This is a genomic window from Desulfovibrio sp. JY, assembly GCA_021730285.1.
In the GTDB taxonomy this organism is placed as follows: Bacteria; Desulfobacterota; Desulfovibrionia; order Desulfovibrionales; family Desulfovibrionaceae; genus Solidesulfovibrio.
This window is the reverse complement of sequence record CP082962.1, coordinates 3,814,045-3,828,760: the sequence shown is the minus strand read 5'-3', so window position 1 is coordinate 3,828,760 and position 14,716 is coordinate 3,814,045. Positions and strand designations below refer to the sequence as shown.

19 protein-coding genes and 1 tRNA gene are annotated in these 14,716 nt (G+C 57.3%); 14 read left to right on the top strand and 6 right to left on the bottom strand.

All coding sequences use genetic code 11. The features are described 5' to 3' along the window. The first annotated feature begins 146 nt into the window (after positions 1-146). From K9F62_17160 to K9F62_17135, 6 genes are all read left to right on the top strand, one after another. Positions 147-584: a PTS sugar transporter subunit IIA gene (locus tag K9F62_17160; protein ID UJX40410.1), complete on the top strand. Its 438-nt coding sequence runs from the start codon at positions 147-149 to the stop codon at positions 582-584. A gap of 4 nt (positions 585-588) precedes the next feature. Continuing rightward, positions 589-1,050: a PTS sugar transporter subunit IIB gene (locus K9F62_17155; GenBank protein UJX40409.1), complete on the top strand. Its 462-nt coding sequence runs from the start codon at positions 589-591 to the stop codon at positions 1,048-1,050. Positions 1,051-1,221: 171 nt separating this feature from the next. Next, entirely contained in the window at positions 1,222-1,971 is a 750-nt protein-coding gene (locus K9F62_17150) for a PTS sugar transporter subunit IIC (protein ID UJX40408.1), read from the top strand. A 247-nt stretch (positions 1,972-2,218) separates the two neighbouring features. Next, on the top strand, positions 2,219-3,139 hold the full coding sequence (locus K9F62_17145) for a manganese-dependent inorganic pyrophosphatase (GenBank protein ID UJX40407.1): 921 nt from the start codon (positions 2,219-2,221) through the stop codon (positions 3,137-3,139). Positions 3,140-3,444: 305 nt separating this feature from the next. Further along, a tRNA-Arg gene (locus K9F62_17140) sits at positions 3,445-3,521 on the top strand. A gap of 365 nt (positions 3,522-3,886) precedes the next feature. Further along, the gene (locus K9F62_17135) at positions 3,887-4,783 is read left to right on the top strand and encodes a site-specific integrase (GenBank protein ID UJX40406.1); all 897 of its coding nucleotides are present in this window, start codon (positions 3,887-3,889) and stop codon (positions 4,781-4,783) included. Here the strand turns inward: K9F62_17135 and K9F62_17130 are convergent. The 4 genes from K9F62_17130 to K9F62_17115 form a co-directional block, all read right to left on the bottom strand. Beyond that, positions 4,780-5,169: a helix-turn-helix domain-containing protein gene (locus K9F62_17130; protein UJX40405.1), complete on the bottom strand. Its 390-nt coding sequence runs from the start codon at positions 5,167-5,169 to the stop codon at positions 4,780-4,782. The genes K9F62_17135 and K9F62_17130 overlap by 4 nt on opposite strands. Then, positions 5,166-5,420, bottom strand: a complete 255-nt coding sequence (locus tag K9F62_17125) for a hypothetical protein (protein ID UJX40404.1) — start codon at positions 5,418-5,420, stop codon at positions 5,166-5,168. Before K9F62_17125 ends, K9F62_17130 begins: the two co-directional genes overlap by 4 nt. A 71-nt stretch (positions 5,421-5,491) precedes the next feature. Beyond that, positions 5,492-5,944: a transcriptional regulator gene (locus K9F62_17120; GenBank protein UJX40403.1), complete on the bottom strand. Its 453-nt coding sequence runs from the start codon at positions 5,942-5,944 to the stop codon at positions 5,492-5,494. Positions 5,945-6,012: 68 nt separating this feature from the next. Next, positions 6,013-6,285, bottom strand: coding sequence for a helix-turn-helix domain-containing protein (locus K9F62_17115; GenBank protein ID UJX40402.1), 273 nt, complete (start codon positions 6,283-6,285; stop codon positions 6,013-6,015). Positions 6,286-6,406: 121 nt separating this feature from the next. On the opposite strand from K9F62_17115, the gene K9F62_17110 reads away from it, so the two are divergent. The 8 genes from K9F62_17110 to K9F62_17075 all read left to right on the top strand — a co-directional run bounded on the left by K9F62_17110 (position 6,407) and on the right by K9F62_17075 (position 11,770). Beyond that, positions 6,407-6,898 (top strand): helix-turn-helix domain-containing protein, encoded by a 492-nt coding sequence (locus tag K9F62_17110; protein UJX40401.1) that lies wholly within the window; start codon positions 6,407-6,409, stop codon positions 6,896-6,898. A gap of 12 nt (positions 6,899-6,910) precedes the next feature. Next, the gene (locus K9F62_17105; protein UJX40400.1) at positions 6,911-7,570 is read left to right on the top strand and encodes a hypothetical protein; all 660 of its coding nucleotides are present in this window, start codon (positions 6,911-6,913) and stop codon (positions 7,568-7,570) included. A 402-nt stretch (positions 7,571-7,972) separates the two neighbouring features. Next, the gene (locus K9F62_17100; protein ID UJX40399.1) at positions 7,973-8,356 is read left to right on the top strand and encodes a type II toxin-antitoxin system RelE/ParE family toxin; all 384 of its coding nucleotides are present in this window, start codon (positions 7,973-7,975) and stop codon (positions 8,354-8,356) included. Further along, positions 8,356-8,778, top strand: a complete 423-nt coding sequence (locus tag K9F62_17095; protein ID UJX40398.1) for a helix-turn-helix transcriptional regulator — start codon at positions 8,356-8,358, stop codon at positions 8,776-8,778. The genes K9F62_17100 and K9F62_17095 overlap by 1 nt, the downstream gene beginning before the upstream one ends. Positions 8,779-8,789: 11 nt before the next feature. Further along, positions 8,790-9,317 carry a protein-export chaperone SecB gene (locus K9F62_17090; GenBank protein UJX40397.1) on the top strand — a complete coding sequence of 176 codons (528 nt, stop codon included), beginning with the start codon at positions 8,790-8,792 and terminating at the stop codon, positions 9,315-9,317. A gap of 153 nt (positions 9,318-9,470) precedes the next feature. Continuing rightward, the gene (locus K9F62_17085; protein UJX40396.1) at positions 9,471-9,782 is read left to right on the top strand and encodes an HNH endonuclease; all 312 of its coding nucleotides are present in this window, start codon (positions 9,471-9,473) and stop codon (positions 9,780-9,782) included. 268 nt (positions 9,783-10,050) lie between these two features. Next, positions 10,051-10,479 carry a translesion error-prone DNA polymerase V autoproteolytic subunit gene (gene umuD, locus K9F62_17080; protein ID UJX40395.1) on the top strand — a complete coding sequence of 143 codons (429 nt, stop codon included), beginning with the start codon at positions 10,051-10,053 and terminating at the stop codon, positions 10,477-10,479. A 7-nt stretch (positions 10,480-10,486) separates the two neighbouring features. Continuing rightward, on the top strand, positions 10,487-11,770 hold the full coding sequence (locus tag K9F62_17075; GenBank protein ID UJX40394.1) for a Y-family DNA polymerase: 1,284 nt from the start codon (positions 10,487-10,489) through the stop codon (positions 11,768-11,770). Positions 11,771-11,819: 49 nt separating this feature from the next. Here K9F62_17075 and K9F62_17070 read toward each other — a convergent pair whose 3' ends face one another. Continuing rightward, entirely contained in the window at positions 11,820-12,413 is a 594-nt protein-coding gene (locus K9F62_17070) for a hypothetical protein (protein ID UJX40393.1), read from the bottom strand. Next, positions 12,413-14,713 carry a carbohydrate binding domain-containing protein gene (locus tag K9F62_17065; GenBank protein UJX40392.1) on the bottom strand — a complete coding sequence of 767 codons (2,301 nt, stop codon included), beginning with the start codon at positions 14,711-14,713 and terminating at the stop codon, positions 12,413-12,415. Before K9F62_17065 ends, K9F62_17070 begins: the two co-directional genes overlap by 1 nt. Positions 14,714-14,716 lie beyond the last annotated feature (3 nt).

Here is a 14,716-nt window from a genome sequence, read left to right as displayed (position 1 = left end):
TATCGTGTCGGCCGAACGGGGGCATGCTCCCGTCTTGTTGGTGGGTCACTGCGGCAGCAGGACGCGTCGCGGCACAGGGCTGGATTACTCCGCCGCGCCGTTTTGACGCCAGGTTTGGGCCTGATAACGCCCCCGGATGCGCGAACATGAATGGGCAAACCCGCTCGGAGACGCCGGTTGGCGTGGTGATCGTCACCCACACCGATTACGGCACGTGGCTTTTGAAGGCGGCGGAATGCATCCTGGGTGACCAGGAACATTGCCGTTGCGTGAGCGTGGACATGGCCACCGAGGTGGACCACATCCTGGCGTCGCTGAAGACCGCCATCAAGGAAACCGACCAGGGCGGCGGCGTGCTTATCCTGACCGATATGTTCGGCGGCACGCCGACCAACCTCAGCCTGTCGCTTCTGGGCTCGGGTCGGCTCGAGGTGCTCACGGGCGTCAATTTGCCCATGCTCATCAAGATCCTCGGCGCGCGGACCAAGGACCTGGAGACGCTGGCCGCCGAAGGCAAGCAGGCCGGCTGCCAGGGAATCGTCGTGGCGGGCGAGGTACTGCGCAAGCGGGTCGCCGAAGGTTAGGGCCATGGCGTTCGTGCGGGTGGACAACAGGCTCGTGCACGGCCAGATCATCGAAAGCTGGCTGCCTTTCACGCACGCCCGTACGATCCTGGTGGTCAACGACGACCTGGCCATGGATTTTTTGCGCCAGGAGATCATGTCCCTGGCCATACCGTCCGGGGTGCGCATCGAATTTCTCCCGGTCGGCGACTTGCTGGGGTTCTTATCCAGGAATCCCCTCGACGCCGAGGACGCCTTGATCTTGTTCGCCAGTTGCCGCGACGCCCGAACCGCTTACGAGCGTGGTTTCGGTTTCGGCAACCTCAATCTCGGCAATATGCATTACGCGCCGGGGAAAAAGCAGGTCTGCCCCCATGTGGCCCTGTCCAAGGATGACGAGTCCTGTCTGGACTTTTTCCGGGACAAGGGGGTGCGGCTCGACTACCGTTGCGTGCCGAGCGATCCGCAGCAGTTGCGTTCCGTGTAAGGCTGCGGCCTTGGAAAAACGGGTCGTATTTTCGAGGAAACGGCGACGCAGGCACGTTGACTCCGCGACAAGCTTCGGGCTTGGTCTTGCGGATGCAAGTGGAGGCACGACCCGCAAGCGGGGCGTGTCGGCCGGCTAAGGCAGGCGGCGACGAGCCGCGACGGCCGCAGTTTGGGCCTTTGGACAGGAACCCGCCCACGGAAATCGCCCAGGCGAGACGACGCGCATGACCCATCAGGCCGATATTTTGCTCCACGTTCTTGGCGTCGCTTTTTTTTTGTTCTTTTTTCGTCCTTCCGCTTCTTTTTCAACGCCGCGCTGATCGAAAGGCCGCTTGTCATCGGGTTTTTCTGGGCCGCCTGCTATGGTGACCTGGACGCGACCCTGAAGCTGAGCCTTTTTTACGAACTCTTTTGGCTCGACGGCATTCCCGCCGGCACCCACATCCCCCCCAATGCCGCCGCGGCGACCCTGGCCGGCCTGTCGCTCATGCACGTCTACCAGTTGACGACACCGGCCGAAGCGCTTTTCGTGGCCGCGACCACGGCCATCCTGGGACGACTTTTCGCCACACTGGAAGGGGCCCAGCGGATGATGGAAAACATCGTCCTGTCGCGCTATACGGCGGCCCGGGAGCGGTCCAAGTCCCATTTCGCGCCCGGCAGGCTGGTGCGCCGGGCCCTGCTGGACATGGCAGCCTTAAACGGCCTGGCCTTTAGCGTGGTTCTGGCCGGGCTGATCGCGTTGTATGCCGTGCTGCTGCCCATGGTCTGGCCGTATCTTGCCTCTTCCGGAGCGACCTGGAGCCAGCTTTGGATACTGGGCAGCCTGGGTGGAGTGTTGTCCCTGCGCTATCGGCCGGCCTACATGCTGCTGGCCGCCGGCATGATTTTGGCCGTGGCCTGGTGCCTGTTGGCCTGAGGCGGCGGACGCGAAATCCCTCCTTTTCGAATATTGCGCGAAAGGGGACTTCCCTGCTTTTTTGTCGAAAAGACTAGATATCCCTGATTGTAAGGAACCGGATGGCCTGGCGGGGAGCCGAAAAAAGGCTGGCGGCCCGGGGAATTTGACTTGGCAACTTGCTCATTTTGGGATATTCTTCACAAGTTGTAAGTTTCGGCAGCAAACCCGTTAGGGTTATTGGAAAAAACACCAGGAGGACACTACTATGGCTTTGTATGTCGTTGGTCACAAAAATCCGGACACCGATTCCATCGCCGCCGCCATTTCCGTGGCGGACCTGATGAACAAGGCCAAGGGGCTGGACGCCAAGCCGGCCGCACAGGGCAAGCTTAACCCCGAAAGCGCTTTCGTGCTCGAAAAGTTCGGTGTGGCCGCTCCGGAGATCGTCACCGACGCCACCGACAAGCAGATCATCCTGGTCGACCACTCCGACCTGGCCCAGAGCCTGGAAAATCTGGACAAGGGCGAGATCATCGGCATCTACGACCACCACAAGCTCGGCGACGTGACCACCCCCAATCCCCTGGAGATCCTGGTCAAGCCCGTGGGCTGCTCCTGCACCGTGGTCAAGATGATGTACGACTGCGCCAAGGTGGAGATTTCCAAGCCCATGGCCGGCATCATGATGTGCGCCATTTTGTCCGACACCGTCATGTTCAAGTCCCCGACCTGCACCCCCGAGGACAAGGCCGCCGTCGAGGCCCTGGCCAAGATCGCTGGCGTGTCCGACTACATGTCGCTCGGCGTCGAGATGTTCAAGGTCAAGTCGGCCGTGGGTGGCACCCCGGCCCGCGACCTGGTCTTCCGCGACTACAAGGACTTCGACATGGGCGGCAAGAAGATCGGCATCGGCCAGCTGGAAGTGGTTGACCTGTCCATCCTCGAGCCGGTCAAGGCGGATCTGCTCGCCGAGTGCAAGAAGGTCAAGGCCGAGGGCCGTCACAGCGTGTTCCTGCTTCTGACCGACATCATGAAGGAAGGTTCCGAGATGCTGATCGTCTCCGACGATCCGAGCTACGTGAAAAAGGCCTTTGGCGTCGAAGTCAAGGGTGATTCCGTGTGGCTTGATGGCGTGCTGTCCCGCAAAAAGCAGGTCGTGCCGCCCCTGCAGAAGGCCTTCGCCTAGTTCCGGTTTCCTCGAATCACTGGGGAGCGGCTTTCGGGCTGCTCCCTTTTTTTGTTGCGCAAGGCCGGCCAAGCGGGCATAGGGCCGGGGTGGGGGAGGGGAGATTGCCGCTGCTGCGGGTGCTTCAGAGAGGGGGCGCCGGCGCGCGGGGTTTCCGCTCCCCCCGTTTTGGAAGCTGGCGCTTGCCGGCCCTGGCCGCATTGTCGTTCTGCCGGACGGCCTGCTCCCCAGCTGAATGAATTTCTCCAAATGGGCCGGTTCGATATTGACAAGCCCGGGGCTCACGGATAGTTTACCGCTTCTTCGGGCAATTAGCTCAGCTGGATAGAGCGTTGGCCTCCGGAGCCAAAGGCCGGGCGTTCGAATCGCCCATTGCCCACCAAACGATTACAAGGGGTTACGGTTTTCATCGTAGCCCCTTTTTCGTTCCACGGATAAACGACGGATAAATTCCTTCCTCGAAACCTTCCCCGGGGTTATCCCCTCATCATGGCCGGGAAGTACATCAAAACGCGATACACAGGCGTCTTCTACCGGGAGAGCCCCACCAGAAAGTGCTCCTACGGAGCGGATCGGTGCTATGTCGTGTGGTACCGGGACAGCGCGGGAAAGGTCCGCTGGCACACCGTCGGTTGGCATTCCGACGGCGTCCGGCCCACCGACGGTGTTGATGCCCGCGCTCGGTTGCTCACGGGCAAGGCAGACGACTCCGTAAAGGCAAGCCACGAGGATGCTCCGGCGGCTTGTATGACCGTCGGCAGCATGGTCGCGCGCTATCTCAGCTGGGCCGAAGGGGAAGGCAAGCGCGTGGGCCCGGAACGCGCCCGCTATGACCTGCATCTCGCCTCGAGGTTCGACGCTGTCCCAATTGATGCCGTCACACTGCAAATGCTCTGGGACGTCAAAGCGTCCCTGCGACGCAAGATGGCGGCGCAAACTGTGCGCCATTGTTTCGGGCTGCTGCGACGAGCCGTCAACCACGCCATCGAGCTGGAGCTGTGGAAGGGGGAGAATCCTTTCGCCGTGAAACGGCATGGTCCGTTCAAGCTCCCGCGAGCGGACAACCAGGCTACGCGTTACCTGACCAGGCGTGAGGCGCGCGACCTGCTCGTCGCGCTTGCCCGGCGCTCCCAGCAAGTGCATGACATGGCCCTGCTTTCGCTCAAGACCGGACTGCGAGCCACGGAAATTTTCGGCATAACCGGCCAGGACCTGGACTGCGCCGGTCGCATCATCCATATCCGGGCCAAGGGCGGCGAGCCCCAGTCCGTGCCGGCCCCGGCGGACATCATGCGGATCCTGGCCGGTTATCGGCGGCAACCCCATGAGTACCTGTTCCAGGACGAAAATGGCGGGCAGATCACGTGGGGCATCAGCAGCACATTTGACCGCGTTGTTCGAGAGCTTGGCCTGAACGACGGGGTCACGGACAAACGCCGGCGCGTCCGGTTCCACACCCTGCGCCACACCTTCGCCAGCTGGCTGGCCCAGTCCGGGCAGGTCACGCTGCATGAACTCATGGAGATGATGCGCCACAAGCGAATCGAAATGACGTTGCGCTATGCCCACCTCATCCCGGGCGGCGGACGGTCGAAACTGCAGATCATCGAGGACGCGCTGTTCGATCCCGACCATGACGACTAGCCCCTGCCCGATGTCACGATGTGCGCGCGTAAAAAGTCCTCGAAATCCTCGCGCAGGTAGATCACGCGCTTGCCCGGCTTGACGTAGGGCGGGCCCTTGCCCGACGCGCGCCAGTCCTCGAGGGTCCGGGCCGGGATGCCGTATTCGGCTTCGATATCCTCAGCGTTGAGGGATCGTTTCTGCGGGCGGATGGTGATCGGCGCATCCTGGCCGCGCGGGTCCAGGACCTCAATACGAACCTCGATGCCGGCGGCCAGTTCCGTTGCCACGGCGACCAGCAGGTCATGCACGGCCTGTGTGCGCCGCCCGGGACACAGCTCATACACCATGCGCCGGCCTCCGGCGTCGAGCAACACGCCATTTTGCACGGATTCGATGGTAATCACGGCTGTGCTCCCATCTCTTCAAGGCGCTGCAGAGCGTGTTGCGCCACCTCCAGGCTGCCGACCAGGCGCAGGCACTCGCGCATCATGGCTTCGGTCGTGCCCATGGTCGGTCCCAACTTGATCACCACGCTTGGCGATACGGCGTCGAGCTTTTCGCGCAGCGATATCGCGTAGTTGTCCGCTTCCAGGCAGGCCTGGGCCAGATCGTGACGCAGCTTGGCGGCCTTGTAGGCAACGACATCGGTGCTCATGCGGTCTCCTTGGCCTGGGCACGGGACGCCCCGGACGGGCTCGGAAATTTTGTCTGTGCGCGGGTCGTCCATCAGTCCGCCTCCACCAGCTTGAGCAGGGCCATGATGGCGGCCACGGCTTCGTAGCCTTCGCGCCGGATGCGGATGCGCTCGTCCGGCTTGATGGTGTTGTCGGCCAGGGCGTCGGCGCAGGCCGCGATCAGCTCGCCGAATTCGCGGACCGCAACCAAGCACTGCTGCTGCACCGGGTCGTCACCGTCATCGATGCTGGGCAGGCGCACGAACACGCCGCCCATCTCCCGGGCCAGGAAGTGCAGGGGCTCGTCCGAGTCCGTGATGTCCATCACCGGCAACAGCCGGTCCACGCCGCACTTGTGGCCGGGCTGGCCGGACAGCTCGGACATCATGGTCGGGTAATGCCAGCCCAGCATGTTGGCGATGGTTTGCGCGCCGATGCCTGACGGCGCGCGTTTGACGAGCGCGTGCAGGATCGGGGTGAGGGACGGGTACTCGTGGCGTGGCATGCTGATTCTCCTGTCGATTTTGCGTGGCATGGGCCGCGAAAACGGGCTAGCCAGGGATACTGGCCGCCCTACAGGGCCGGGTGGTCGGTTTTGGGCTTGGGGCCTGGCTTTCCGGGCTTGCGCGGCTCGGGCAACAGCTCGGCCGGCACGCCGAGTGCGATCAGTTTTCGGATATGGTCGGGTGTGGCCCGGCGTCCGGCGATGATGTTGGACAGCGTGGTTTTGGACATACCGGCGTCCGCGGCCAGTTCCTTGAAAACAATGCGCCGCTCCACGAGCCAGGCGCGGCACCTATCTTGACGGGTGGGGGTAATTGTGTGAACAGGTTCACAGAATTGCATAGCGAAACCTCTTTTTGGGGCCGCTGGCAGGACGGGCTAGGTCCTAGTTGGCGAAAACGTGTCCCGTGGTTTTGGCTTTAATGAATTTCGTGAACTTACGTCAACGATTTTTACTTAAAAAATGAATTCCGACGACAATCAAAAGTTCGCGACACGGCTACGCGAGTTAATTCAAGTCCTTAGAGTTAAGGACGTGGAATTTGCGCAGCATGGCGGAGTTACTAAACAAACGCTCAGCGGCTATTTGACGGGAAAGAGGGAACCTTCCCGGAGTACATTAGCGAACTGGGTCAACGTTTTTCATCTCAATGGGACTTGGCTTTTGACGGGTGAAGGCAACATCTTTCAGAACGAAGCATCCTCTGAACAGATAGCCGTACCTGCTGAAGAAACTTCGCCAAACCTATCCCCTGCTCAGCGGGAGATGCTCACCTACAAGCGGCTTCAAACCGAGCTGGGTACCCCGAAAGAGCGAATAGCTGATGGCCTTGATGCCATCGTGATGGGGAAGACTCTCCGCACTAAAAGCATCTACAAGACCGCCGAGCCTCCGGCCGATCCTGGATATCATAACCTCCATGAGCCCGGGGCTGACTTCGGGAAAGACATCTAACGGACCGATACAATGAACGCATCTTTGACGCTAAGCCATCCCTTTAAAATATTTCAGAAGCTTATTGCTCAAAATAAGACCAATCGACTGGAGACGTTACTAGCAACTTTTGCTGATGGCTATGCTGAAGGATGGGCTTTCCCAATTGCCTCACAGTTTCGTGAAGCAATTGATATTCGATTTACAACACAGAAAGTAAATAAAATTCCTGAACAAGCATGGACACAGGGAAGTAGATTTGAATTTCGGGAGGGGTATACTGTTTACGATACACGAGAAGCTTATGAGACATCGAAGACAGCTCTCCAACATGTCAAAGTTGCCTTTCAAATACAAAAATCAAGCCCGGCTATTCCTGCTGCCGTCAATCTTCAGAAGTGGCCAACACGCCCAGATGATGCTGAAATAAAGCGATATATCGCTTTGTTTGGACAGAATTATGTCTCACATGGAGAAGAGGTGAAGAAAAAGGAGTATATCCTTCGCGTCCAAACAAAACGTTTTGCTGGGTATCTCGAGGTCGCCAAGCTCGTTCCAGATGATCAGAAACAACACCTTGTGAAAGTTGATGAGTTCCCTATCTCCCAAGATCATTTTGTCGAATGGCTGATTACCGGCACCGATCCCAGCATTCGGACACAGGAAGGATCGCCCGCAACTTCCACTTCCTGACACGGACTAGAGGAGAGCGACATGGGTTCTGATGGGACGCTCGATGCCCATGGCCAACCCCGCAACCGCGCGTTCAATGCCCGCCGCATCAAGGATCGCGGCGTCGACGAGCGTATAGAACCTAATGGGTTTGTTTTGAGCAACTAGGTGCTAAAATGCGAACGATGAGCGTTGTGTCGAAGAATTCATCATAATACTTAGATGGTTAGGTTGTTGCAAAGAGCAAAAATGCCGGATGCCAGGAGGGAATGCCGGCTATAAAGATAACTCGTCTCAACGCTCCTTTTCCCTCTTTGAGCAAGCTTATTTTGTTAAAAAAAACGGAATGTTAAATAAATATCAAGGCATTGCTTGAATGTTGACTTGACAGAAAACTTCTTCGAGTTTACCTAAAGGTTAACCATGCCGGTTATGACCATACTAGAAGCGCAGGGGCGGGCGGTCCTCTACTGGTTTGAAAAGGCGCCGGACGAAATCAAGGGTCCTCTGCTGCGTTGCCCTGGTATAAAAGAGCAGGAACGCACTTTGGCTATTCGGTTCATTAAACACTTCTTGACTTTAGGCGAATTTCCTCGGAACGAAGGAAAATTTAAACATTACGGCGACGAAGGCTATTATGCTATCAAAGCAGGAAAACAACTCCGTCTGCCTGGTATATATCTCGATAAAGACAAAACTATTTTTGTGGTTGTTAATTGCTTTAGAAAAAAACGTGACCGTTGGCCAAAGTCGGAGGTAAAAAGAGCACAAAGGCTCGTCGAGCTTTGCGTGAAGGAGTTGGTGTAATGAAATCTTGCCTCATAAATAATGTTGAATATAGCGGGTGTTTTGTTGAGTTTGTTTCTCAAATTAGTTCTGAAGACTGGTCGTATTATGATTATATTGATAATATCTCGGATCAAATTTATTTAATTATGAAACAGACCAATGTAAGCAAAGCAGAACTGTCGAGACGGCTTGGGACTAGTAAGCCTTTTGTTACGAAAGTCCTTTCTGGACAGGCTAATTTGACCATGAAAACCCTCATCAAGATCCTCCATGCACTAGGTTATAAACCAGAGACACGGATTGTTCCCATAGACAGCATTGGAAAATGGACCTACACATCAAAACAACGTAAGCCTTCGACCTGGAAAGCTATACATCCTGAGGGCACAGTATCTAACGTTCATTATGAAAAAAACAACAATAAGGCATTAGTGGCTTAGGGTATAATCTTATGACTCAGCAAAGTAAATTCCCACCACCGCTCCGCCTTATTTCGCATTTTTATACCGAATTTCGCTATAAAGCGAATCCTGAAACCTCTCCAGAAAAATTGGAGAATGGTGAAGCGTATGAGATGGATACTGTCACACTCCGAGGTGGTGTAGGTGATGTGTCGGAGGACCTGTTAAAGTTTCAAGTAACATTGCAAATATCTTCTCCCTATCCAGAGAAAGAAAAGGCTTGGGACTTTTATCTTGAAGTTGTTGGCATTTTTGAGATAGCAGCAGCTTATCCTAAGGATAAATGGGAGTCCCTTAAAACAAATTTTGCCCCCTCCATGCTTTACGGTGCTGCTAGGGAGTATTTATGTACTGTTACTTCACGAGGGCCATATGCTCCAGTTTATTTGCCGACAATCCATATTCCACCTCAGCCAATAGTCAAAGAGGAGAATGCTCAAATAAAAGAATCCAAGGATAATATAAAAATCAAACAGAAAAAACGAAAAAAAGTATCGCCCACTTCCGACGATACTTAGTATATATGAGTCAAAGGCCGCCAGGCCCAACGGAGTGGGTGGCGGCCCTTGATGCGAACAGTTGAGTTCGCGGCTAGATTGGGGAATCAAGCCATCGCATGCCCACCTGTTCGTGTCAAGTCACCCACTCCAAAACTCGAATTGGGTGTCAGCATGAGAAAACACAGTAGTAATGTCAGGGGTGGGGCCTTCGACGAAGGCACCAAACAACAAGTTTGGAGTAAGGGCAAGATTGTCCAGGGTAATTCCCCGGCCGAGTACCGGAAAGATACCTGTGGAGCCTGGATGCGGTACTCCGATTATGGAAACACGGGTAGCAGCCGTGGCTGGGAAATCGACCACATCAAACCCGTAGCTCAGGGCGGCTCTGACGATCTGAGTAACCTTCAGCCCCTCTACTGGGAAAATAATCGCGGCAAAAGTGATAATTGGCCCCAGTGGAGCTGTTCGTTTACGGCTGTGTAGCGGTAGCGCTAATTCCGGACGAGCCGCGCTTTGTGGCTCGTCCGGAATTGAGGTGTTTGTTTATATTGTACAACATCCGCATGTTGCCCCTTGAGCCCCGCACTCAACTGGCATTACCCCTGTACCTGAAGTTTGATAGAGGATTATCTCGACTGGGTTTATTACTGAGATGAAAGGAACGGGCAGATAGACGAGCTTTTTGTTTATATAGTACAACTTTTGTTTATATTTCTGGACAACGCCCATCGTTTTTCCCTATGACGGGGCCATGCGCCCGCAACTCCCGCCCATTCCTCTCGAGGCCAGGACCCCGCTGCCCCTGCCGTTCTACCTGACGCCGGTGTCTGCCGGTTTTCCCAGCCCGGCCGAGGATTATCTCGACCAGGCCCTGGACCTCAACGACCTGTGCATCACCCATCCAGCGGCCACGTTCTACGTCCGCGCCAGCGGGGAATCCATGCGCGACGCCGGCATCCAATCCGGCGACATCCTGGTGGTGGATCGGGCCGAGGAAGCCCGGCCAGGGCGCATCGTCATCGCGGCCGTGGACGGGGAGCTGACGGTCAAGCGCCTGAAGCACATGGACGGGCGTTTGTTCCTGGCCCCGGAAAACGACGCCTACAAGCCCATCGAGATCCGGCCGGAGTCCTCCTTCGAGATCTGGGGCGTGGTCACCTTCGTCATCCACCGGACCTGACGCCGCCATGCCGCCCCGCCAGATCCTGGCCCTGGTGGACTGCAACTCCTTTTACGCCTCGTGCGAAAAGGTGTTTGTGCCGTCCCTGGCCAACCGTCCCGTGGTCGTGCTGTCCAACAACGACGGCTGCGTCATCGCCCGCTCGGCCGAGGCCAAGGCCGCCGGCATCCCCATGGGCAAGCCGGCCTTCGAGTGCCGGGAGCTGTTCCGCCGGCACAACGCGGCCGTGTTCTCCTCGAACTACACGCTCTACGGCGACATGTCGGCCCGGGTCATGAAAACCCTGGCCCGGTTCACCCCGAACCTGGAGATCTATTCCATCGACGAGGCGTTCCTGGAGCTGACCGGCATGCCATACGATGTCATGGCCTACAGCCGGCAGATCCGGGCGACGGTCGGGCGCTGGACAGGCATCCCGGTCTCCATCGGGCTCGGGCCGACCAAAACCCTGGCCAAGGTGGCCAACAAGCTGGCCAAGAAGGACGCCGCCCTCGAGGGCGTGCTGGATTTCGAGGCGTGCGCGGATCCGGATGCCGTGCTGGAGAGGGTGCCGGTGGAGGATGTCTGGGGCATCGGTCGGCGCTACACCGCCATGCTGGAGCGCCTTGGCGTGCGCAATGCCCGGCAGTTTCGGGATCTGCCACGGGACCTGGTCAAGAAGCGGATGACCATCGGTGGGCTGCACACCCAGCTCGAGCTGCGGGGGATCCCGTGTCTCGACCTGGAGACCGTCGCGCCGGCCAAGAAGTCGGTGGCCGCCTCACGATCGTTCAGCCGGCCCGTCCTGGCCATCGAGGACATGCGCGAGGCCGTGGCCACCTACGTCACCCGGGCGGCCGAACGCATGCGCGCCGCGCGCCTGCAGGCGAATGGCGTCACGGTCTGGGTGCAGACGAATACCTTTATCGAAGGTGAGCCCCAGTATGCGAACTCCGCCTATGCCGCCTTGCCCGTGGCCACGGCGCACACCGCCGCGATCATCCGGGCCGCGATCCGGGTGTTGGAACGCATTTTCCGCAAAGGCTACCGCTACAAGAAGGCCGGCATCATGCTGTCCGGCCTGGAGCGCCTGAAAAACCGGCAGCTTTCGTTGCTGGAACCCGAGCCGGAAGCCGGGGGCAGGGGAGAGCGGCTCATGCGCGTGCTCGATGCGATCAACGACCGTTTTGGCCGGGACGCGCTCAAGTTCGCCGCCTGCGGCATCGAGCAGGACTGGCGCATGAAGCAGGCCCTGCGCTCGCCGCATTACACGACGAACTGGCGGGATATTCTGGAGGTGAAGGCGATTTGAGTCTTCAAAACCCCGCCACCAGGGCTTGCACGCGCTTGGCGTTCTCGGGCTACACCGCTTCGTAGCTAGCCGAGATGGCGTCGACGGCCGTGATGGCGTCAGCGTCGGTCATTGTTCCGGCAACCACGGCTGCCTGGATGGCCGCGAGTTCGGCGTCCCTGGCCGCCTGCCAGGCGAAGCAGGCCGCGACATGAGTGCGCCCGGACGCCTTGACGCTGGCGTAGAGCGTGGCGTCCATGGTCACCCAAAAGCCAGCGGAAGCCTTCCAGGGCGTGGTGTAAGCCGCGTCGGCCGACAACTCGTTTTCCAGTTCGAGATACGACGTCCGCGCCGCCTGGTCGCTGTCGAACAGCACGCCGTCCACCAGGAAGCAGCCATCGCGCACGCGACATTTTTCGGCTTGGACGGCGGCGAGTTTGGCGGAAATGGCCTCGGTCAGCGTCGGCGGCGTCACGATCTCCAGCTGTCGCCCCATGGCCAGGGCCGCGCGGATGTCGGATCGGTAGTCGTCGGCATGGGCTTCCAGGTAGGCCTGGACGTCGGCGACGCCATCCAACGCACCGACCGTCCAGACGTAGGTGGTGCCGTCGAGGTTAATATTGATAGAGGCAACGCCAGCGCTGATGTCTCGAAGTGTTACCATTAGATTTCTACCCCTCCATATTTCAGCGAAAAATACATAGTGTTAGTGCCAGACGAGCTAAATCCAACGAATATTTGTCCATCAGCATTGACAGGTATTGCCCCGTTAGCAAAATTGTATGCGGAAGACCCAGCATTTACTATAACACCATAGTCTGCATTATTTATTCCGTTAACCGCTTCCCCGCTAGGGCCAGTTGAGTTTACAATGGCAACGCGATTAGATAGGGTTGCAGTGGCAGAGCCATTATCGTCAGCAACGAAAGTGATGATAACTGACTTTATTCCTCGAGGGAGTCTGCAATTAGAATCAACAGCGATAGAATGTGCCGTAAATGCTTGAGCAGTTTTTCCTGCCCATGTGTATTTAGTGGATTGTATGGACGGGAATCGAATTATTTCTCTTGTCCTACCCACAAAGCTCCCCTCATCCAGTAGGTTCCCCCGCTGCAATTGGGGCTGGCTAAAGACCGCCTCTGCATCCGTTCCGCTGTCCGCAACCGCCTGGAACGACGTTATGCCAGCGGCTGGTGTGCGTGTGACCTGGAGATAGTGGTACAGTCCATCACCCGGGTGGTACTCCGACCAGCTCTCGCCCGCGCTGTCGATGATCCCTATCCTGGCCTTATTGGCGACCGAGGAATGGACCCATACGCCGATGACCACAGGGCCGGCCCCAGCGTAGCGGCGGCAAAACTCGGGCGTCGCAACACGCTGGCCATCACTCCAGTACACCTTGCCTCCGTAGACGCGCAGGGCGTAGAGAGCGCCACTCTTGACGTTGTTGGTCTCGCGCCAGCATTTGGTGGTGGGGTCTTTGTTCCAGAGATCGAGAGCTTTGGTATTGTAGTCGACGCATCCAACAGTGACTTCGGTGAGGGTGATGGAGTCGTAATACCCAACTCCACCAGACGCAGCAGCGTTTATACATGCAACATACAAATTCTCTGATTTAGCCTCAAACAGGCATGTAAATCGAGAAAACGAACCAGACGCATCATACAGGCTTGATCCAGATATTTCATCATATCCAATTCCTGCACCGAGAGAACTTAAATAGAATATCGCGTTTGCTGTCCCTTTCTTTGCTGAACCAGAGAATTTGTATAACTTCCCAACGGTTAACCCACTAAACACCTGGGTAGCATAACCGTTTGTTGCCCCACTATTTGTAATCCTTAAACAATTTCCACTAACTCCGCCAGAAACGCTCGCAAGAACGGCACCGTTTCCAGCCGTCCATCCCGTCGTATCGCTGTTGAATGTTCCGTTGGTTACGAGGTTTGGCCCCATGTCGTATACAGATATTGAATCATAATAAGCTGTTCCTGCGGATGTACTATAGTTTTCACATGTTATGTATGTGGTTGACGACGTAGCCTCAAAGGTACATTCAAGCCTTTCGTATCCGGTCGATGCCGTTGACATCTGAAATATATCGTAGTTGGCAACAGATGTTCCGACCCAAACATACGCAATGTTGCATGTACCTCTTTTAGCATAGGCAACAACTTGATAAACATGACCTGAAACCGTATTGATTGATATTGATTTATATCCGTTTGTAGCTCCATTGTTCGTTATTTTCAGGCAGGAGCTCCCAAATTTAGCATTTTCCGTGTCGCGCGTTATCGCCGCACTGTTTCCAGTGATCCACGAAGCAACATCTTCATCAGTTTCAAAATTTCCCGTTCCGCCGAGCAAATCAACGCTCGAATAGGCGCTCTCCAGAGTGCCGTTGCTCCACACGCCAAATCCGGCGTTGGTGATGTGCGTCGGCTCTAAACTGACTGAGACCGGAGCATCCTCCCAAAACGGCAGGCCCCCGACCACCCGTAAAACCTGCCCCTCGGACCCCACGCCCAAACGTTGCGGGACTCCTGCCTCGGGGTAGTAGACGAGGTCTCCGGCCGCCGTGCCTATGGCAGCCGAAATACCACCTGCACTTGCATTCGAGGCCAGTGCCGCGACCTCATCGCGCAAGGAGGAGGCCTCATCCCTCGCCGCTTCCGCGTCGGTCTTTGCCGTGCCGGCCAAGGCGGATGAAGCCGCCGCTTCGGCCGCCTTGGCAATGGACACAGCCGCAGCGTCGGTAGCGGTGTCTGCCGCTTGGGAGGCCGTCGCGGATTGCGTCGGGACTTCATCGAGCGCCGGAAGGATGGGATTGATCGCGTCGACGATCTCGTTGAGCTGGTCGACCATGTTGTCGACTTCGGTCAATGTCTGCGGCATGGCATCATCGAAATCGTCGGCCGTCCGCCCAGGCGGAGTGGACAGCGGCGTCAGGGACGGTATGGACATGGC